Source organism: Tateyamaria sp. (assembly GCF_059783535.1).
Window position 1 is genome coordinate 1 of sequence record NZ_JBYNDP010000050.1, and the last position, 19184, is coordinate 19184.

General features: G+C 61.3%; 22 protein-coding genes. 11 read left to right on the top strand and 11 right to left on the bottom strand.

Going from position 1 to position 19184, the window contains the following annotated elements; all coding sequences use genetic code 11:
- The first annotated feature begins 171 nt into the window (after positions 1-171).
- Entirely contained in the window at positions 172-708 is a 537-nt protein-coding gene (locus AC6RA8_RS11390; RefSeq protein WP_500352872.1) for a F0F1 ATP synthase subunit B', read from the top strand.
- A 4-nt stretch (positions 709-712) separates the two neighbouring features.
- On the top strand, positions 713-1288 hold the full coding sequence (locus AC6RA8_RS11395; RefSeq protein ID WP_500352873.1) for a F0F1 ATP synthase subunit B: 576 nt from the start codon (positions 713-715) through the stop codon (positions 1286-1288).
- A 144-nt stretch (positions 1289-1432) separates the two neighbouring features.
- Here the strand turns inward: AC6RA8_RS11395 and AC6RA8_RS11400 are convergent, their stop codons facing one another.
- On the bottom strand, positions 1433-2200 hold the full coding sequence (locus AC6RA8_RS11400) for a FadR/GntR family transcriptional regulator (protein WP_500352874.1): 768 nt from the start codon (positions 2198-2200) through the stop codon (positions 1433-1435).
- Between the two features lie 250 nt (positions 2201-2450).
- On the opposite strand from AC6RA8_RS11400, the gene AC6RA8_RS11405 reads away from it, so the two are divergent.
- Entirely contained in the window at positions 2451-2855 is a 405-nt protein-coding gene (locus AC6RA8_RS11405) for a hypothetical protein (RefSeq protein ID WP_500352875.1), read from the top strand.
- Between the two features lie 128 nt (positions 2856-2983).
- Positions 2984-6439 carry a chromosome segregation protein SMC gene (gene smc / locus AC6RA8_RS11410; protein ID WP_500352876.1) on the top strand — a complete coding sequence of 1152 codons (3456 nt, stop codon included), beginning with the start codon at positions 2984-2986 and terminating at the stop codon, positions 6437-6439.
- Between the two features lie 77 nt (positions 6440-6516).
- On the opposite strand, the gene AC6RA8_RS11415 is transcribed toward smc, so the two are convergent.
- The 3 genes from AC6RA8_RS11415 to AC6RA8_RS11425 are packed head-to-tail and all read right to left on the bottom strand — an operon-like array spanning position 6517 to position 9532.
- On the bottom strand, positions 6517-7689 hold the full coding sequence (locus AC6RA8_RS11415; RefSeq protein WP_500352877.1) for a lytic murein transglycosylase: 1173 nt from the start codon (positions 7687-7689) through the stop codon (positions 6517-6519).
- Positions 7677-8597: an adenosylcobinamide-phosphate synthase CbiB gene (gene cbiB, locus AC6RA8_RS11420; protein WP_500352878.1), complete on the bottom strand. Its 921-nt coding sequence runs from the start codon at positions 8595-8597 to the stop codon at positions 7677-7679. The genes AC6RA8_RS11415 and cbiB overlap by 13 nt, the downstream gene beginning before the upstream one ends.
- Positions 8594-9532, bottom strand: a complete 939-nt coding sequence (locus AC6RA8_RS11425; protein ID WP_500352879.1) for a threonine-phosphate decarboxylase — start codon at positions 9530-9532, stop codon at positions 8594-8596. Before AC6RA8_RS11425 ends, cbiB begins: the two co-directional genes overlap by 4 nt.
- A 186-nt stretch (positions 9533-9718) precedes the next feature.
- Between AC6RA8_RS11425 and AC6RA8_RS11430 the strand changes: the two genes are divergently transcribed.
- Complete coding sequence (locus tag AC6RA8_RS11430) at positions 9719-10078, top strand: response regulator transcription factor (protein WP_500352880.1); 360 nt, start codon at positions 9719-9721, stop codon at positions 10076-10078.
- On the opposite strand, the gene AC6RA8_RS11435 is transcribed toward AC6RA8_RS11430, so the two are convergent.
- Positions 10071-11054, bottom strand: a complete 984-nt coding sequence (locus tag AC6RA8_RS11435) for a glutathione S-transferase family protein (protein ID WP_500352881.1) — start codon at positions 11052-11054, stop codon at positions 10071-10073. The genes AC6RA8_RS11430 and AC6RA8_RS11435 overlap by 8 nt on opposite strands.
- A gap of 226 nt (positions 11055-11280) precedes the next feature.
- On the opposite strand from AC6RA8_RS11435, the gene AC6RA8_RS11440 reads away from it, so the two are divergent.
- Positions 11281-11637 (top strand): hypothetical protein, encoded by a 357-nt coding sequence (locus AC6RA8_RS11440; RefSeq protein WP_500352882.1) that lies wholly within the window; start codon positions 11281-11283, stop codon positions 11635-11637.
- A 72-nt stretch (positions 11638-11709) separates the two neighbouring features.
- Here AC6RA8_RS11440 and AC6RA8_RS11445 read toward each other — a convergent pair whose 3' ends face one another.
- Together AC6RA8_RS11445 and AC6RA8_RS11450 are read right to left on the bottom strand one after the other, a co-directional pair.
- On the bottom strand, positions 11710-12600 hold the full coding sequence (locus AC6RA8_RS11445; RefSeq protein WP_500352883.1) for a sulfotransferase domain-containing protein: 891 nt from the start codon (positions 12598-12600) through the stop codon (positions 11710-11712).
- 256 nt (positions 12601-12856) lie between these two features.
- Complete coding sequence (locus AC6RA8_RS11450; protein ID WP_500352884.1) at positions 12857-14026, bottom strand: MalY/PatB family protein; 1170 nt, start codon at positions 14024-14026, stop codon at positions 12857-12859.
- Positions 14027-14124: 98 nt separating this feature from the next.
- Between AC6RA8_RS11450 and def (AC6RA8_RS11455) the strand changes: the two genes are divergently transcribed.
- From def (AC6RA8_RS11455) to AC6RA8_RS11475, 5 genes are read left to right on the top strand one after another with little or no spacing between them, the layout of a single operon-like run.
- Positions 14125-14643: a peptide deformylase gene (def, locus tag AC6RA8_RS11455; RefSeq protein ID WP_500352885.1), complete on the top strand. Its 519-nt coding sequence runs from the start codon at positions 14125-14127 to the stop codon at positions 14641-14643.
- Complete coding sequence (gene def / locus AC6RA8_RS11460) at positions 14640-15140, top strand: peptide deformylase (RefSeq protein ID WP_500352886.1); 501 nt, start codon at positions 14640-14642, stop codon at positions 15138-15140. Before def (AC6RA8_RS11455) ends, def (AC6RA8_RS11460) begins: the two co-directional genes overlap by 4 nt.
- Complete coding sequence (gene def / locus AC6RA8_RS11465; RefSeq protein ID WP_500352887.1) at positions 15137-15631, top strand: peptide deformylase; 495 nt, start codon at positions 15137-15139, stop codon at positions 15629-15631. The genes def (AC6RA8_RS11460) and def (AC6RA8_RS11465) overlap by 4 nt, the downstream gene beginning before the upstream one ends.
- A gap of 1 nt (position 15632) precedes the next feature.
- Positions 15633-16538 (top strand): methionyl-tRNA formyltransferase, encoded by a 906-nt coding sequence (gene fmt / locus AC6RA8_RS11470; RefSeq protein WP_500352888.1) that lies wholly within the window; start codon positions 15633-15635, stop codon positions 16536-16538.
- Positions 16539-16549: 11 nt separating this feature from the next.
- Positions 16550-16786, top strand: coding sequence for a hypothetical protein (locus AC6RA8_RS11475; protein ID WP_189368226.1), 237 nt, complete (start codon positions 16550-16552; stop codon positions 16784-16786).
- Positions 16787-17266: 480 nt separating this feature from the next.
- Here the strand turns inward: AC6RA8_RS11475 and AC6RA8_RS11480 are convergent, their stop codons facing one another.
- The 4 genes from AC6RA8_RS11480 to AC6RA8_RS11495 form a co-directional block, all read right to left on the bottom strand.
- Positions 17267-17653 (bottom strand): hypothetical protein, encoded by a 387-nt coding sequence (locus tag AC6RA8_RS11480; RefSeq protein WP_500352889.1) that lies wholly within the window; start codon positions 17651-17653, stop codon positions 17267-17269.
- A 182-nt stretch (positions 17654-17835) separates the two neighbouring features.
- Positions 17836-18291, bottom strand: coding sequence for a ribonuclease HI (gene rnhA, locus AC6RA8_RS11485; protein WP_500352890.1), 456 nt, complete (start codon positions 18289-18291; stop codon positions 17836-17838).
- Positions 18284-18877, bottom strand: a complete 594-nt coding sequence (locus AC6RA8_RS11490; RefSeq protein ID WP_500352891.1) for a class I SAM-dependent methyltransferase — start codon at positions 18875-18877, stop codon at positions 18284-18286. Before AC6RA8_RS11490 ends, rnhA begins: the two co-directional genes overlap by 8 nt.
- Positions 18877-19184: DUF3429 domain-containing protein (locus tag AC6RA8_RS11495; protein WP_500352892.1), on the bottom strand; the 308-nt coding region annotated here is incomplete at its 5' end. The genes AC6RA8_RS11495 and AC6RA8_RS11490, both read right to left, overlap by 1 nt.

The window sequence follows — 19184 nt, forward strand, 5'->3', positions numbered from 1 at the left end:
GCAGAAGCCCTGGGGATCTTCTCGTTCCTCGTCGCTCTGCTGCTGATGTTCGCCGTCTAAGCTTCTCTGGCGACATTCCTTACGGTCGGGCGGCGTGATACAGTCACGCTGCCCGATGTATGGCTCGCAATTCGGCCCTGATCGCAGGGCTACCTCAGGGGAACGACTGTTATGGCAGACAACACCAATGCGGCAGCCGAAGTGGCCGCAGGCACACAGGCGGGTATGCCGCAACTGAACGTGGGTACGTTCGACAACCAGATCTTCTGGTTGCTTGTGACCCTCGTCGTTATCTATTTCGTGCTGTCGCGCGTGGCCCTGCCGCGGATCGCAGCCATCCTTGCCGAACGGCAGGGAACCATTACGAATGACATCGCCGCGGCTGAAGATCTGAAAGCCAAGGCGGAAGCTGCCGAAGCAGCTTATGAAAAGGCACTGGCTGATGCGCGCGCCGAAGCGCAGCGGATCGCGGGCGAGACAAAGGCGGCCATTCAGGCCGATCTGGATGTCGCGATTGAGAAAGCCGATGCCGAGATTGCAGCCAAGGCGGCCGAGAGCGAAAAGGCGATTGCCGAAATTCGCGCTGGTGCGCAGGACGCTGTGAAAGAAGTCGCCAAGGACGCCGCGAAGGATATCGTCGCGCTGATGGGCGGCAAGGCCGATGCAAGGTCAATCACAGCAGCTGTGACAGCCCGGATGAAAGGTTAAGATCATGCGTTATCTCATCCCTGCATCTCTGACCGTTCTGGCAGCTGGCCCGGCTATGGCCGCGTCGAAAAATCCGTTCTCAGCTGACTTCTGGAAGCTGAGCAACACAGACTTTATCGTTCTGGTTGCTTTCATCCTGTTCATTGCTGTCCTGTTCTACTTCAAAGTGCCCGGCATGATCTCGAAAATGCTGGATGACCGTGCGAGCGGCATTCAGTCCGAGATCAACGAAGCCCGTGCGCTGCGCGAAGAGGCGCAGACGCTGTTGGCATCCTACGAGCGTAAGCAGAAGGAAGTTCAGGGGCAGGCCGACAAGATTGTCGAGCAGGCCAAGAAGGACGCGGAAGCTGCCGCCGAACAGGCGCGCGCTGACCTGAAAACGTCCATCGAACGTCGTCTCGCTGCTGCCAACGATCAGATCGCTTCCGCCGAAGCTGGTGCTGTGAAAGAGGTGCGTGACACCGCTGCCATGGTTGCCGTGCAAGCGGCCCGAGACGTGATCGCGAAGCAGATGACGGCAACGGACGGCAACAAGCTGATCGATGATGCCATCGCCGAAGTTGATGCACGACTTCACTGATTGATCAGTCGCGCAACCAATTGAAAACCCCGGGCAAATGCACCGGGGTTTTTTGTATCTTCTGACCTGAAACACCACGGGGGAGGCGCGGATGCGCCGGGGACAGCGCCCCCTGAACAATGTGGTCGCGCAGCGGCCCTGGGATCAACCCCCGGTCTCGTGATCCAGCCGTTGGCGCGCAATCTCTTCGTTATGTTCGGCCTTTTGCTGATCGCGCAGCGCCCGTTCAACATAGTCCAGATGCGCATGGACAGCCGCCCGTGCCGCGTCCGGGTCGCGGCTTTGCAGGGCCTCGTTGATCTGGCGGTGTTGGTCCAGCAGGGCCTGCCGTGTCGTGCGTTGCTTGAACATAACCTGCCGATTGTAGAACACACCATCCCGCAGCAACTGGTACATTGACCGCATCATGTGCAGCATGATGACGTTGTGGCTGGCCTCGATGATCGCCATGTGGAACTGCGCATCAAGCTGTGCCTCTTCCTCGCCATTGCGCTTGGGATGGGCGGCTTCCATCTTTTCGAACACCTTTTGGACAACGGCCAGATCGGTGTCTGAGGCGAGACGTGCGGCGCGTTCTGCAGCCAGCCCTTCCATGTCCCGGCGGAAGCTGAGGTAGTCGAAGACCGCTTCGTCATGGCGAGCAAAAAGTTCTGTCAAAGCAGGGGCAAAGGCCGATCCCAGCACGTCGGCGACGTACACCCCGGCGCCGGGTTTCGCGACCAACAGGCCTGTCTCTTGCAGGGTGCCAATGGCATCGCGGAGCGAGGGGCGGGAGACGCCCATGCGCTCGGCAAGCTCACGTTCAGGCGGCAGCCGTTCGCCAGGCCGCAGGATGCCGCGCAGGATCAGTTGTTCGATCTGCCGGATCACGGCGGCGGACAGTTTGTCGGGTTGGACGGGGCGAAAAGGCATGAAGACTCCGGTCGAATTGGTAAAATCATATGACCAATGACCCTGGCGTGCAATTGTGCGAATGCCCCCCGAGTCGATGCGCGCATTCACCATGTTTTCATAGAGTCTGACGCCGAAAACAGGGTGTCACACCCCGTACAGCACCCGTACACCCCCTGTACACCCCCAACGGACGTAGAAGCGGTGGTTAACGCAACGCACGCAGCATGCGTTAATCCATTCTTAACCGTGGGCCTGCTCATGTGCGCATATGCGTTGGATACTGCCCTTGCTGATGGTGTTGGCCGCCTGCAACACGCCCGGCCCCCATTTTCGCGGCTTGCCAGCCACGACAGTGACGGTGGACGGGTCAACTTTTGACGTGCGCCTCAGGGGGCGTCTGGCCGAGGCACTGCGCACCAACATGGAATACGCCCCGCGCTTTGGCCCCATCCGGCAGCGCGCAGCCATGGCGATGGAGATTGTAAGCGGCTGCAAGGTCAAGGAGGTGCGGGGTGATCAGGCCCTTGCCACAGGCATCCTGGATTGCGGCAAGGGTGGCCCACCCATTGATCGATCCCTGCCGCATGACGAGCTGAGCTGCTACACGCTGGACAGTTACATCAGCCCCGCCACGGGTGAATTGGTGCTGGATGTCGATTGCACCCCGATCTGAAGCCGCAAACCGCAATATCTTGTGGATAACCTGCGGCTTCCCGCACATTCTGGGGTGTTGGCGTTGACAGGGCTGCGGAACACCGTCCACGATGCCAGTCCAGTGAGACTCAGGCCAGAGGTGCGCGCTTGCGCTTTTCGAAACTCAGACTGACGGGCTTTAAGTCCTTTGTGGATCCCACCGATTTGATCATCGCGGATGGGCTGACCGGCGTTGTGGGGCCGAATGGCTGCGGCAAGTCGAACCTGCTGGAAGCGCTGCGCTGGGTGATGGGTGAAAACCGCCCGACGGCGATGCGCGGTGGCGGGATGGAGGATGTGATCTTCGCGGGTGCGTCGACCCGTCCTGCCCGCAACTTCGCCGAGGTCAGCCTGCATATCGACAATTCGGAGCGTCTGGCCCCTGCCGGGTTCAATGATCAGGATGCGCTTGAGATTGTGCGCCGCATCACGCGGGATGTGGGCAGCGCCTACAAGACCAATGGCAAGGATGTGCGGGCCCGCGATGTGCAGATGCTGTTTGCTGATGCGTCCACCGGTGCGCATTCGCCCGCACTGGTGCGGCAGGGGCAGATTGCAGAACTGATCAACGCCAAGCCCAAGAACAGGCGCCGGATATTGGAAGAGGCGGCGGGCATCTCTGGCCTGTATCAGCGTCGGCATGAGGCCGAGTTGAAGCTGAAGGGTGGGGAACAGAACCTTGCCCGCGTCGATGATGTGATTGAGCAATTGGCGGCGCAATTGGCGCAACTTGCCCGTCAGGCCCGTCAGGCCGCCCGCTATCGCGAGATTGGCGACAGCCTGCGCAAGGCCGAAGGTCAGTTGCTGTATCGCCGCTGGCGCGAGGCCGATGATGCGCGCGCCGCTGCGGATGAAGAATTGAAGGGCCGAACCACTGCTGCGGCGCAGGCCCAGGGCGCTGTGCAGGTGTCGGCCAAGGCGCGGGCCGCGGCCGAGGATGCCTTGCCTCCTTTGCGCGAGGAGGACGCAATTGCGGCGGCTGTTTTACAGCGTTTGGCTGTTCAGCGCGACACGCTGTCCGATCAGGAGCAGCAGGCGGAGCAGGCCATTGAGACCCTTGAAAGCCGCATTGCGCAGCTTACCCGCGACATCGAACGCGAGGGCGGGCTGAACAAGGACGCGGGCGAGACCATCGAGCGTCTTGAGTGGGAAGCGGCTGAGATCGCCAAGGCCAGTGAGGGCCACGAAGGCGTGTTGGCGGCGGCAGCTGAAGCTGCGCGCGAGGCCGGGCAGGTGTTGCAGGCCCGCGAAGGCGATCAGTCCGACAAGACCGAGGATGTGGCCCGCTTGGCGGCCCGCCATGGCTCTGCCCAGCGTTTGCTGGAGGACAGCCGCAAGGTTGAAACGAAGTCTGAGGCCGAGGCGGAGAAGGCGCGCGCTGCCGTGGCGACCAGCCGAGCGGCGCTGGACAAGGCGGGCGTGGATTTCGAAGCGGCACAGGCTGCCGTGACCGCGGCCGAGGCCACCGCCAAGCGTGCCGATGCCGCCCTGATTTCCGCTGAGGAAGCGCGGGCCGAGACGCAGTCGCGCGAGGCGGATGCCCGTGCCGAACGGTCCGAGGCCGAGGGCGAGATGAACGCCCTGCGCGCCGAGGCGGGGGCTTTGGCCAAGTTGGTGGAACGCGACACGGCGGAGGGGGGCCAGATCCTGGACCGCTTGCAGGTGCAGCAGGGCTTTGAAAAGGCGCTTGGTGCGGCGTTGGCCGATGATCTGCGCGCGCCTGAGGTGGATGCGGATGGCCCGTCGGGCTGGGCGGTCTTGCCGCCCTATAACAAGGATCAGCCTTTGCCTGATGGCGTAACGGCCCTGACCCAGCACGTGTCTGTGCCGGATGTTCTGGTCCGCCGCATGTCGCAGATCGGTCTTGTCGATGCGGATGATGCGGCCCGCTTGCAGCCCTTGTTGAGACCGGGTCAGCGTCTGGTGTCTCAGGAAGGTGATGTGTGGCGCTGGGATGGGTTCCGAGCGTGGGCCGAGGATGCGCCGAGTGCGGCGGCCCTGCGGTTGCAGCAGTTGAACCGGCTGGAAGAGTTGAAGCAGTCCTTGGAGCGGGCCACGTCCCGCGCGGAAGGGGCGCGGCAGGCGCATGAGGCGTTGACCGCCCGCATGGCAGAGCTGACCGAGGCCGACAAGCAGGCCCGCAACGCCCGGCGCGAGGCCGATCGGATGGTGGCGGATGCCGCCCGCGCGCTGAGCCGCGCCGAGGCGGATCGCAATCTGGCGGAGGGGCGGTTGGAGTCTCTGGGGTTGGCGGTGACCCGCCATGAAGAGGATGCCATGGCGGCTCGGGCCCGCGTGTCGGAGGCCGAGACCGCGCTGGCCGATCTGCCTGATCTGGAGGCCGCCCGGGCCGAGGTCGAGGATCTGCGGATGACTGTCGAGGCGGCCCGCATCACCATGATGTCGCGCCGGTCCGCCCATGATGATCTGCGCCGCACCGGTGAGGCGCGTGTGAAACGCGCGCAGGAGATCACCAAGGAAGTGAGCGGCTGGAAGCACCGTCTTGAAACAGCCGAGCGCCGCACGGCAGAGCTGGTGGATCGCAAGGTCACGTCCGAGGCAGATTTGAAAACCGCGCAGGCTGCGCCTGCCGAATTGGCCGCCAAGCGCGAGGCGCTGAGCGAAGAGATCGCACGTGCCGAGGCGCGCAAAGCGGAAGCCGCTAACACGCTGTCCGAGGGCGAAGGTCGTTTGCGCGATGCGACACTGGCGGAACGCGAGGCAGAGCGGTTGGCGTCCGAGGCGCGTGAGGCGCGGGCGCGGTCCGAGGCGCGCGCGGAAGCGGCGCGCGAGACTGTATCATATGCCGCCGAGCGGATTGCCGAAGAGCAGCAGATGACCCCGAACCAGTTGCTGACAGCACTGGATGTTTCGCCGGACCAGATGCCTGGGGCCGAGGCGTTGGAAACCGAGGTCGGTCGCCTGAAGCGTCAGCGCGATGCGCTGGGGGCCGTGAACCTGCGGGCCGAGGAAGACGCCAAAGAAGTTCAGGAAGAGCACGATACGCTGGTGGGGGAAAAGGCGGACCTTGAGGAAGCCATCAAGACCCTGCGCAGCGGCATTGCCAGCTTGAATCGCGAGGGGCGCGAGCGCTTGCTGACGGCCTTTGAACAGGTGAATTCAAACTTCTCGCTGCTCTTTACCCACCTCTTTGGGGGCGGTGAGGCAAACCTGGTCATGGTAGAAAGTGAGGACCCGCTTGAGGCGGGGCTTGAGATCATGTGCCAGCCACCCGGCAAGAAGCTGTCGACTCTCAGCCTGCTGTCCGGGGGCGAGCAGACGCTGACCGCCATGGCCCTGATCTTTGCCGTGTTCCTGGCCAATCCGGCCCCCATCTGTGTGCTGGACGAGGTGGACGCGCCGCTCGACGATGCGAACGTGACGCGCTTCTGCGACCTGCTGGACGAGATGTGCCGCCGGACCGACACGCGGTTCCTGATCATCACCCACCACGCGGTAACGATGGCGCGGATGGACCGGCTGTTTGGTGTGACCATGGCCGAGCAGGGTGTAAGCCAGCTGGTGTCCGTGGACCTGAAGAAGGCTGAGACACTGGTTGCGTAATTGGGGTGCGCTGTGCGCGCACCCATTCGACTGTGAACTGGGCTTTGGCTATGGCCTCAAACGCGCACGATTGGCAGTCAGAGCCGGTTCAGCAACGCTGGCGTGGGCCAAGCGTCGGCAGGTAGGCCTAGCCGCGCCTGCTCGGCCTGCACCGCGGCGCGTGTGCCTGCACCGAGGATGCCATCGATCTTGCCCACATCGTAGCCACGCGCCTGCAATTTCGTCTGCAACCGCTTCATCTGATCGGCTCCAAGCCCCGGTTCGGGATTGCCCGCGTCATAGACCTGCGAGCCACCCAGCCGCGTTGCGAAATAAGCGGCGGTCAGGACGTAGGTGAAAGACTGGTTCCATTCGAAATACACGTCGAAGTTCGGATAGGCGAGGAAGGCAGGCCCCTTGCGCCCCTGCGGCAGGATCAGGGAGGCTGGCAGGTCGGTCAGAACGCCGCTGCGGGCCTCAACACCCATGGCTTGCCATTGTGCCACGCTTTGCGGCTTGCCGGCCCCGCTCAGGCTCCAATCCATATCGGCGGGTACGTTGACTTCCTGAAGCCACGGCTCACCAGCACGCCAGCCGAAATGCTGGAGCATCTTGCCACCGGATAAAAGGGCGTCTGGGGCAGAGGATTTGAGCCGTACAGCCCCGTCGCCATCGCCATCCACGCCGTTTTCAATGATGTCGGCAGGCAGCATTTGGACCATGCCAATCTCTCCCGCCCAGGCACCCGTCGTGCGTTGGGGGTCAAAGTCGCCCTGCTCAAACAGTTCCATTCCTGCGAATACCTGCGGGCGGAACAGATCTGGCCTGCGGCAGTCATGGGCCAGCGTGACCAGTGCGTTGGCGGTATTGAAGTCGCCCTGAAATGCGCCGTAATCCGTCTCGAAGGCCCAGAAGGCCAAAAGGACGTTGCGGTCCACGCCATAGTCCTGCTCGACCCGATCAAAGACAGAGTTCCATTGCCCGGCCTTGGCCTTGCCCGCGTTGATGCGGTTTTGCGAAATCAGGCGGCGCGAAAAGTCGATGAACGGGCGTTGGAAGACGCCTTGCGCGCGGTCAGCACGCAGCACTGCCGGGTCCTGACGGACAGAGGCAAGGAAACGGTCTGCTATTTCAGCTGAGATGCCGCGCGACACGGCTTCGGATTTCAGGCCGTCCTTGAAGGCAGAGAAAGAGCCGCCACAACTCGCCAGTCCCAGCCCGGGCAGGGTGGCCACTGCTGCCACGGCAAAGACCTGTTTCAAAATACGCATATGAAAAATCCTAAAAGACCAAGACCACCGACAACCAGACCCCATGTTTTCCACACTATAGATATGGCGCTGTCAATGTCGGTCGGGGTCAGGTCGCGCCGTTCCCCGCCATTGACCCATGCCAGGTCTTCGACCCGTCCATGGTAGCTGCGCGGTCCGGCCAGCGCGATGTTCAGGGCGCGGGCCATGGCGGCCTCGGGCCAGCCTGCATTTGGTGAGCGGTGCAGGCGCGCGTCCGATTTGATCATGTGCCATCGAGAAACAACACGCCCAACAAGAGCGATCAGCGCACCCGTCATGCGGGCGGGTATCCAGTTCAGCACATCATCCAGCCGTGCGGCGGCCCAGCCGAATGCGGCATGGCGCGGGGTCAGGTAGCCCACCATGCTGTCCGCCGTGTTGACCACCTTGTAGATCAGGATGCCGGGCACTCCACCGACCAAGAACCAGAAGGCCGGGGCGATCACGCCATCGCTGAAATTTTCGGACAGGCTTTCAATCCCGGCGCGTGTGATTTGCGAGGAGGAAGACGTGCTGACATCGCGGCTGACGATCATGCGGATGGCGCGGCGGCCTTCGGCAACGGACTGTCGAAGCCCGTGCGCCACAGCGGCCACATGCGCGACAAGGGATCGGTGCGCGAGCAGGATGGCAGTGACAATCACTTCGACCATCCAGCCAAGTTGGCTGACCGCCCACCCTACCGTGGCGGCGGCAATGACCAACAGGGCGATAGCCAAGATACCTTTTGTATGTGCGCCTGGTTCCTGGTTCCACCTTGTGTCCAAGGCGCCTATCGCCCGACCCATCAGCACCGCCGGGTGTGGCACACGCGACCAGAGCCAGCGCGGCTCACCCGCGATGGCGTCGAGGCTCATGGCGAGTGCGAGGATGAGGAACCCGTTCAAAGCGCGGCCTCGACCCGTACCCAGTCTTGCGCCGCAAGCAGTCCAAGCCGCAGCCAGCGGGTGCTGTAGGGGAAGATGCGGCTCCAGATATGCGCGCGCGCCAAGTGCTTTTGAAAGGCTGCGGCGTCTCCGACATCGTAGAGGCGGAACAGGGATGTGCCGCCGATAAGGTCGGCGCCACGCGCTGCCATCAGTGCGTCGAGCCGCGCCGCGTCGGCGGACAGCCTCGCGCGGGTTTCTGTGGCCCAGTCCGTATCCTCGAGCGCTGCCGCCCCGATGTCGAGGGCGATGCCCGATACGGGCCAGGGTCCCAGCATCTCTGCAAGTCGTTTGACGAGCGCGGGGTCGCCGATTGCGAAGCCCAGCCGCAAGCCCGCGAGCCCCCAGAACTTGCCAAAGCTCTTGAGGACAATCGTGCCGGGTTGTGTTGCCTGGTTGATCAGGCTGGCCTGCGGGGCCACGTCACAAAAGCTTTCGTCGATCACAGTTAGCTTGGCGTTGGCATCCTTTGCGGCCCAAAGGTGCCCGTCCGGGTTGTTTGGATGCACTAGGACGCACGCATCGGCCTGTGCATCGTCGCAGACTTCCCAGCCATGACCGGCAAAGGCGGCGGCATGTTCGTTATAGGTTGGCGTCTTGATGCGGACGGTGCCTGCGGGTGCAAGGCGAGGTATTTGTGCGATGAGAGAGGAGGCCCCCGACGCTGCCAGCACCCCGGCGTCGTCCGGGATCGACCAAAAACGGCGCGCTGCATCGGTCAAGCGGGTGGCTGCCCCGGTGTCGGGCAGGGCGGTCCATGCATCCTGTGCGATAGAGGGTACGGGATAAGCGTGCGGGTTGATGCCGGTCGACAGATCAATCCACCCTGCGCGATGACCGCCATAGTGCGCAACTGCTTCGTCAAGCCCACCTCCGTGGTCTCTTTTCTGCTGCAAGATGCAAGCCTCCTGTGCTTTTCGCGCCAGTCTCGGCGGCATCCAGCCCGCAGAAAGCGGAATGTCGCGCAATTTTCAAGCGAATGTGATGGTGTTAACGAATTCTAGGAAACGTTAACTGATTGTTAAGACAAACTTGAACAGTAGATTAATTACGGGGTCACGTTGGGGTGGCTCGGAGTGAATATGAATGTATTGATTGTAGAGAGTCGGCCTGAGTTGGGGGTGTTGTGGCAACGACATCTTGAGCGCCAGGGTGCGGTCGTGTCCCTTGTTCACGGACAGAATGAGGCTGTTGAATACCTTTCGGAACATGCAGCCGACATTATTGTCATGGACCTTGTACTGGGCGAGGGCAGCGCTTTGGCTGTTGCGGATTTCGCGAGCTACCGGCACCCCAATGCGCGCGTCATCTTTGTGACCGACACGTCCTTTTTCTCGGACGGGTCGATCTTCAACCATTCCAGCAATGCCTGCGCCTTTGTCCCCGCGGGGACACCGCCAGAGGATCTGGCGGCGATGGTGGAGCATTACGGGGTCAGCTGACCGCCTCGCGCCCGTGGTGGGCATCAAAATCAACTACGGCATTGATCGGCACGATCCGGTGCGGATTGATGCTTTCGTGGCTGTAGTGATAGTGGCGCACGATGTGATCCATGTTCACCGTCTCTGCCACGCCCGGCACCTGATACAGTTCGCGCGTGTAGGCCCAGAGATTGGGGTAGTCCATCAGCCGCTTGCGGTTGCACTTGAAGTGCAGGTGGTAGACCGGATCGAACCGCACCAGCGTGGTAAAGAGCCGCCAGTCGGCCTCGGTGATCCGGTCGCCCATCAGGTAGCGTGACCCGGCCAGCCGTTCCTCCAGCCAGTCGAGCGTGTCAAAGAGTGGATGAACCGCGTCATCATAAGCCTCTTGCGTGGTGGCGAAGCCGGATTTGTAAACGCCGTTGTTCAAAGTATCGTAGATACGGTCGTTCACGGGGGCGATGGCGTCCCACAGCTCCTGTGGCCAGAAATCCCGAGTGTTGCCTGTGATCCCGTCAAAGGCCGAGTTGAACATGCGGATGATCTCGGAGCTTTCGTTGCTCACGATGGTTTCGCGCTGTTTGTCCCACAGGATCGGCACGGTGACGCGACCGGAAAACTGAGGATCAGCCTTGGTATAGATGTCGCGGGCAAAGGGCACACCATAGAGCGTGTCCCCCGTGGCGCCGTTGTCGTCTGTTTCGAACGTCCAACCATCAGACAGCATGTCCGGGTGCACGGCAGAGATGCTGATGTGATCGGTCAGGTCCTTGAGCTGGCGGAAGATCAAGGCCCGGTGCGCCCATGGGCAAGCATAGGAGACATAGAGGTGATAGCGCCCGCTTTCAGCCGGAAAGCCATCTATCCCCGAAGGTCCCGCGCTGCCGTCAGCGGTGATCCAGTTGCGGAACTTGGCCTGGCTGCGCTGGAACTTCCCGCCGCTCGATTTCGTGTCGTACCACTGGTCGTGCCAGACGCCGTCCACCAAAAGACCCATGTCGCTTCTCCCGCTTGTGCTGGAATTTGATGTAGACGGCGTGCTTTGGCCCGCAAAGCTGTGGGCGCGCGCACTGCGCCTGCGTTTGCGCACACACATATGAGAAATGCCAGAGTCACAGGAAAGCCACATTCTGAAAAGACTCGGAGTATGTCATTGGAATTTAACTGAAACGACTCACTTAGCTGGTCATCTTTTGACGTGGGGACTGAAAGGAACGACTGCCATGTCCACATTCGTACCGAAGGAAGTGCAAGCCGGACTTGATAGTGCGCGGCTGCAATCGTTGAAAAAGGCATCGCGCCTGCGCCTTGCCGCTGACGGTGTGACCTACCCCGTTCTGCGCATGTGGAAGACCGGGTTTTCCATGCAGGCAGAGGCGGCGCCTTATCTGCGTGGGTACGTTGATTTGTATGACGGTGCGATCCATCTGTTCCAATGCCTGATCGTGGCCTCCGACGAAGAGGCGGGCGAGATGCGGTACGAGTTCAAGCGGCTGACGGCCGTTGCCGAAAAGCCCGCGCTGGATTTTGTGCGGTCCGAAGATGCGCCGGTGGCGTTGCTGGCCAACAAGGTCGACTGACCCACGGTTCCGGACGCTTCGGTGTCGGGGCGCCTTTGCAAACAGACCAGAACAGAAGTTACGAGAGGCAATTTACTGAGGGGTGCCCCTCATTTCAGACCCATTTTCCAGCCATGCGCGGTCTTCTGGCATTAACTGGGCATTCATCATGGCGTCATAGGCCGCTAGGTCGTCATCCGTCAGATGACCCTGCCATTTTCCGCTGGTGCCGCTGTGAAAGAACGCACTGTCCGACTTGAAAAATCCCTTCCCCCCTGACGGCGCATAGCGCTCTGCGTTCTGTCGCATGTTGTCGAACGTTGCTGCCGCAACAAGCTGTTGCATGATGACCTCTGAATGCGGTGTTCCCAACAACGCCGACAGTTTGGCGAAGACGCCGGCCAAGTCCCGTTTCATATCCGCGTAGTGGAAAAGCGATACGTTTGGTCGGTCGGCAAGCGCCTTGGCAGCTTGGTAGTGACGCAGGATATGTGCGAGGGGCATGGCATCGGCATCGAAGCCTTCGGCCCCACCATCCAGAAAGCGGCGAAATGCGATGCCTTCCTCATCATCCTCTGGATACCAATGATTGAACCAGGGCATCGGGATATTGCGCATGTGTTGTCGCATCGAGAAATGCGCATCAAGTGGGTGGCGGAACACGCAAATGTATTGCGCCTGATCGTCCAGAGGCAGCCCATCCATCGGCGTATGGCTTTTCATGCTGCGGCGCTGGGTCATGGCATCGAGTCGTTCCGCCACTTCCGCCATTTCGCGGATGCGGATGTCGACCCATGGCATCTTTACGGACAGTTCCGTCTCGACCTCGGGATCGCCGGACAGCAATAGCGCCACGATCGTCTGCATCCACGTCGTCCCGCATTTGGGAGGCGTGACAACGAACACGTCGTCGGGCCGGATGTTGACCATGTCCCAACGCCTGTTGTCGGTCAGGGGCCCAAGATAGAGCTTTCGGTTCGTCATGTCTGACCTCCTCCTGACTGCGGACGTGATCAGGAAAAGTGGCGCGGCGGCAGAACGCAACAAAAAAGACAGAAGCGCGTCCAAAGGCGCGTATGACAGACGGTTTCGATTGCGGTCTGATCGGCATGCAGTCTCAGCAAGGGCCCAGGGACCTCTTGTCTGCATCCGACCTTGACGCAGGTGTGCTTAAAAACCGGCGCTTTCGCGTTCGGCTGATCAACGGTCTGACAGTGTCAAAGGACGCGTGTGTCGCGTCCTATTGCAAGTCACCAAATGCCTGCGCCAGCCGTTCGACCGCTTCCTGCACCCGTGCACGCGGGGTCGCAATGTTGAACCGTAGCCAGCTGTCACCCCCTTTGCCGAAGGTGGGGCCGTGATTGACAGCGATGCAGGCGTCTTTCTCGACCCGCTTGGTAAACTCCTCGCGTGTCATGCCGGTGCCATCAAAGTCGACCCATGACAGGTAAGTTGCTTCGAGCGGCATGGAGTAGAGACCCGGAATCGCATTCACGGCGTCATCAAACAGCTTCCGGTTGCCATCAAGATACTTGACCAACTCGTCTGTCCACGCAGCCCCTTCCGGCGAATAGGCCGCGGTTGCCATGAACAGGCCGAACGAATTTGGGGAGAGGCCCAACCCCGCCATGCGCTTTGCGAACTTGGCGCGCAGGTCCGGGTCGGCGATGATCACGTTGCCTGAGTGGCTTCCTGCGATGTTGAACGTCTTGGTCGTGGCGGTCATCATAATCAGGCGGTCTTCGATCCCTGGGATATGGGCCATGGGGATGTGCTTGTGTCCAGGCATGACAAGATCGTGGTGAATTTCGTCCGACACGAGGATCAGGTTGTGGCGCTTGGCAAAGGCCGCGACGCCTTCCAGTTCTTCGCGGGTCCAGACGCATCCGCCCGGGTTGTGGGGCGAGCAGAGGATCAGCATGGTTTCGGACCCGTCCATTTGCGCGTCCCACGCATCGAAATCCATGCTGTAGCGCCCGTCGGTCATGGACATCTCGCACTCAACCACGCGGCGGTTGTTGGCGGTGATGACCCGGGCAAAGGCGTGGTACACAGGCGTCATCAGCACGACGCCGTCACCGGGCTGGGTGAACGTGTCAACACACATGGCTGTACCATTGACGAGCCCATGCGTGGTAAAGATCTGGTCGGCGTGGACGGTCCAGTTGTGCCGTTCTTTCATCCACCACTGGATGGCTGCACGGTATTCGCTTTCGTCCCCGAAATACCCCATGATCCCGTGATCGACCTGGGCCTGCACCGCGTCCAGCACGCATTGCGGCGGGCGGAAATCCATATCGGCCACCCACATGGCGAGGCCCTTGTCCCCGTCGACGCCATAGATCGCTTCCATCATGTCCCATTTCACGCAATGGCTGCCGCGGCGGTCGATGATGGTGTCAAAGCTCATGGGTCTCTCCGGTTCTGATTTGGGCGCAGGCTAGCGTGCGCGCGGGCAGGTGCAAGGGGACATTGCGGTGTCGGGGGTGTTGGCTTACATGCAGGGGCATGAAGCGACCCATAATCCTGCACCCTGATCCACGCCTGAAAAAAACGGCAGACGCCGTGCCCGATCTGTCGGACGAATTGCGTCGTCTGGCCGATGACATGTTGGAAACCATGTATGACGCGCCGGGCATTGGGCTGGCGGCCCCGCAGGTGGGGCAATTGCAGCGCCTGATCGTGCTCGATTGCGTGAAGGAAGAAGGCGAAGCCCCGCGCCCGCTGATCATGTTCAACCCCGAGATCGTGGCATCGTCCGACGAGATGAGCACTTACGAGGAGGGATGCCTGTCCATTCCCGAGCAGTTTGCCGATGTCACCCGCCCGGCCGAAGTCGAAGTGCGGTGGATCGATCGTGATGGCAAGGAGCGGTCCGAGGGCATGGATGGCCTATGGGCCACTTGCTTGCAGCACGAGATTGACCATCTCGACGGCAAGCTGTTCATCGACTATCTCAAGCCGCTCAAGCGCCAGTTGATCACACGCAAGATGCAGAAGCTGAAACGGGAACTTGCCCGCGCATGAGCCTGCGCGAGATCCTGACATGGCCGCACCCGGCGTTGGAGGCGGTATGTGAGCCAGTCGAGGCTGTCACCCCAGAGGTGCGTGCCCTGGCTGCGGATATGCTGGAGACAATGTACGCCGCACCCGGCCGCGGTCTCGCCGCCCCGCAAGTGGGCGAGCTCTGCCGTCTGTTCGTCATGGATGTGACGTGGAAGGACGGAGAGCGTAATCCGGTCATCTGCATCAACCCGGATATTCTGGAACGCGGCGAAGAGGTCGCGGGCGCGGACGAGGGATGCCTGTCCATCCCCGGTGTCAGCGCACATGTCGAGCGCCCCACGTCGGTCCGCATGGTCTGGACCGATCTTGAGGGCGTTGTGCAGGATCAGTGGCTGACAGGGTTCGCCGCGCTGTGTGCGCAGCACGAGTTGGATCATCTGGACGGCATCGTGACACTGGACCGGGTGGATGATGCGCAACGCACGACCATTCTGGACGCTTACGAGGTGCGGGTATGACGGTTCGCCCCTTTGTCCCTTGGCCGGATGCACGATTGCGCACGGCAGCCGAGGATGTGCCCGAGATCACCGAGGACATCCGCGAAATCTGGGCCGACATGGTCGAGACGATGGATGCCATGCCCGGCGTTGGCCTTGCGGCCCCGCAGATCGGGGTGATGCTGCGCCTTGCAGTGGTCGACGCCACGCAGGACCGCAGCCGCCGGATCCTGTTGGCCAATCCCGAAGTGCTGGAGGCGAGCGGCGAGATTGAGAAGGGCACGGAAGCGAGCCCAAACCTGCCCGGTGTCTCTGCCGAGGTGCCGCGCCCCAAGACGGTCACGGTGCGCTTTCTGAATGCTGATGGCGTCATCGATCGCCGCACGTTCGAAGGGCTGGAAGCCCGCAGTGTGCAGCACCAGATCGATCATCTGGCAGGGCGGATGTATTTCGACAATCTGGGGCGGGTGAAGCGGGACATGCTGATCCGTAAGGCAAGAAAGGCCAGATGACATGCGCGTGATCTTCATGGGAACGCCGGACTTTTCCGTCTCTGCCCTTGATGCGCTGCATGCGGCGGGGCATGAGATTGCGTGTGTCTATACCCAGCCGCCACGACCAGCGGGACGGGGAAAGAAGGACCGGCCCAGCCCGGTGCAGGCACGCGCCGAGGCCCTCGGATTGGATGTGCGGCACCCGGCGTCCTTGCGCAACGCAGAGGCGCAGGAAGAGTTTGCAGCACTAAATGCGGACATCGCCGTTGTCGTTGCCTACGGCCTGATCCTGCCGCAACCCATCCTTGATGCGCCGACCCACGGGTGCCTGAACATCCATGCAAGCCTGTTGCCACGCTGGCGCGGGGCTGCGCCCATTCACCGGGCGATCATGGCCGGCGATGCTGAGACGGGTGTGTGTATCATGCAGATGGAGGCTGGGCTGGACACCGGGCCGGTCCTGGTGCGCGAGGCAACGGCCATTGGCGCAACTGAAACCACGGCTGAACTGCACGACAGGCTGGCTGGTTTGGGCGCTGATCTGATCGTTCAGACTTTGGACCAACTGCCCAATCTGACCGCAGAACCGCAGCCCGACATGGGCGTGACCTATGCCGCGAAGATCGACAAGACCGAGGCGGCCATCGACTGGGCAACAGACGCAGCCGACGTGGACCGGAAAATTCGGGGGCTATCCCCCTTTCCCGGCGCGTGGTTCGAGCATGAGGGTATGCGGATCAAGGTGCTGGGTTCGGAACTGGCCGATGGCATTGGCGTGGCCGGTTCGGTTCTGGACGATGGCCTGACGATCGCCTGCGGTCAGGGCGCCGTCCGTCTGACCCGCTTGCAACGGGCAGGCAAAGGCGCGCAGGATGCGGAAACGTTCCTGCGCGGCATGCCCCTGCCCAAGGGAACCCAATTGTAGGAGCGCCGCCCATGTTTCCCACCCTGATCGGCACCGTCGTGATTGCGGGCATTGTCGGCTACATCTCGGAAAAATCGCGGTTTACCCATAATGGAATCGTGCAATCGATCATCATCTGCATCGGCGGTGCGTTCCTGTTTTACTTTGTCCGGCTGATGTTTGGATTTGGCTTTTCCAGCCCCGGGCTGAATGCGATTGTATCCTCGATCGGCGCGCTGATTATCGTTCCGACACATTGGCGGAAGTAATCATGCCTCGGGTGTTGGACTGACGGATCAGCGCTTGCGACTGTCCGCGCCATGCCCCGTTGTTCTGAAATTCGGACCAAGATGGCTGGATGGCTTGGCTGTGCGGAAATTCGGACCCAAGTGACTGGATGGTTTGGCGGCGCGCACGCCGCTGGTGAACCGATTTGGGGCAGGGCGCTGGATGACGTTTGGTTGCATGACGCTGCTGTTTGCGTTGCGCGTTGAGGTCTCAGCCGTGGCAGGAAGCGTCGTGCATATGAACGTCACGCCAATGATCATTTGAAGGTAGTGCTTTGGGTGAAACATGTGGTGCCTTCCGACAGGTTCGCCGCGTTGCCTTAAGCAGATATAGTGTTGCAGGGCGGGCCACCCAAGCCTGTCCGGCGTTTGCACCTTCATCGTTCTTCCTTGAAGCGGAACGTGGCCCGCCGTGAGGGAAGGGGCGGGCCAAGTGATATGCGGTATTCAAGCGTCGAGCGATCAGAAGAATTTCTTGATCAGAACCTTCTTCTTGAACTTCGTTTTCGGGCTGACGTATTTCTTTTTCTTCACGCCGTGATGGAACTTGTGACCGTGGTGATATTTGTGGCCATGGTGGAATTTATGGCCGCGGTGAAACTTGTGCTTTTTGACCTTCACTTTGAAGTTGGCGTCAATCACCTGCGCTGTTTCGGCATTGGCGGGAGCGCTGGCCCAGACGGCTTGTGCATTGGCCGGAGCGAAGCTGGTTACAGTGACGGCGGTCGCGATTGCAGCGATCAGAAGCGGGGTCTTGGTAGCCTTCAGTTTCATGGTCTCTTCTCCTTTTGCGTTGCGGCGCTGGGCCGTTCGTCTTGGGAAAGAGATAGCGGGAAGACGCTGTAACAATAAGGGACCGTTTGGTCACAAACTGTCATGGATATGGCAGGGTCGTGTGAGGGATTGCTGCCTTGAGTATGAGATAATGTATATTTTACAGATGGTTGTTCGATCAACTGCCTGTAACATTCGATGTGACACTCATGTGCCAGACACCCGTTTGAGGTTGGTTTTGCGGAAATGCCCCTGCGTCATTTTCCTTTGAAAGGGGCCATGCCTGCGCGCGCCAGTTCGTCGGCCCGCTCATTTTCCGGGTGACCGGCGTGCCCTTTGACCCATTCCCAGGTCACATCGTGCCGGGCTTGGGCAGCGTCCAATCGTTGCCACAGATCGGCATTGGCCACGGGTTTCTTGGCCGCGTTCTTCCAGCCGTTCCGCTTCCAGCCGTGGATCCAACTGGTGATCCCGTTCTTGACGTAGTTGCTGTCGGTCACGACGGTGATGGTGGATGGTTTGCCAAGCGCTTCGAGGGCCGAGATGGCGGCCATCAGCTCCATCTTGTTGTTGGTGGTTTGGGCTTCGCCGCCCTTGAGTTCGCGTTCCTTGACGATCCGGTCGCCGTCCATGGCGCGCAGCAGAGCACCCCAGCCACCGGGGCCCGGATTTCCGGAGCATGCACCGTCCGTATAGGCAAAGAGCTCAGGCACGGGCGGCCTGTAGCACGATGAACGGGGCAACCTCGCCCGACAGGCCCGCCTCCTCTCCCGTGCGGCTGTACTGGATATCGAACCCAGTGTGGGTCAGTAGGTCGGTCAATGCGTCTTCGGTCATGTAGGAATAGAGCCGCCCGATGCTGTCGCGGCTTTCGCCGGTGCCCAGCTTGGTTCCGAAGTGGAGCAGGCCACCCGGCTTCAGGGCAGTGTGGATCGCGGTGAACTGCTCGGGCCATTGTCCCAGCGGCGTGTGCAGCATCGAGAAGTTGGCCCAGATGCCGTCATAGGCTGTGCTTTCGGTCAGATCGCCATAGCCTGCTTGCCGCGCCGTGACACCATTATGCGACCGGGCAAGCTCCAGCATTTCAGGCACCGGATCCCAGGCGTGGGCGATCAGACCCTCCTGTGCCATCGCGGCGGCGGCAAAGCCGGGGCCACAGCCGATGTCGAGTACCGTTCCTCCCTCGGGCATCGCTGCAATGAAGCGTTGCAGGCTGGGATCGGCATTGGCCTTGCTCACTAGCTTGGCATAGTCGGCGGCCTTGTCTGCATAGACCTGCAGGGTTTCGCGATCGCTCATCACACCACCGTAACTGCAAGACAGGTCACAACGATGGCCGTCAACAGCAGTCGCAATCGCATCCACCATGACGGTGTCAAACCCCAGCGAAAAAAGGCGAAGTCCAGCATGAGCAGGCCGATGAAGCCGAATATGAGATTCGTTCCTGCGCTGGTCGGCCCACCGCCCGTCATGAAGAACGCCCATAGGGCAGGCACCACGGATAGGGTGTAACCCATGGCGGCGTGCGTCCCTTTGGTCTTGGTCGCAAACCCCCACAAAACGCCGGACATGAACGACAGGATGACCGAGCCATAGAACAGCTGAA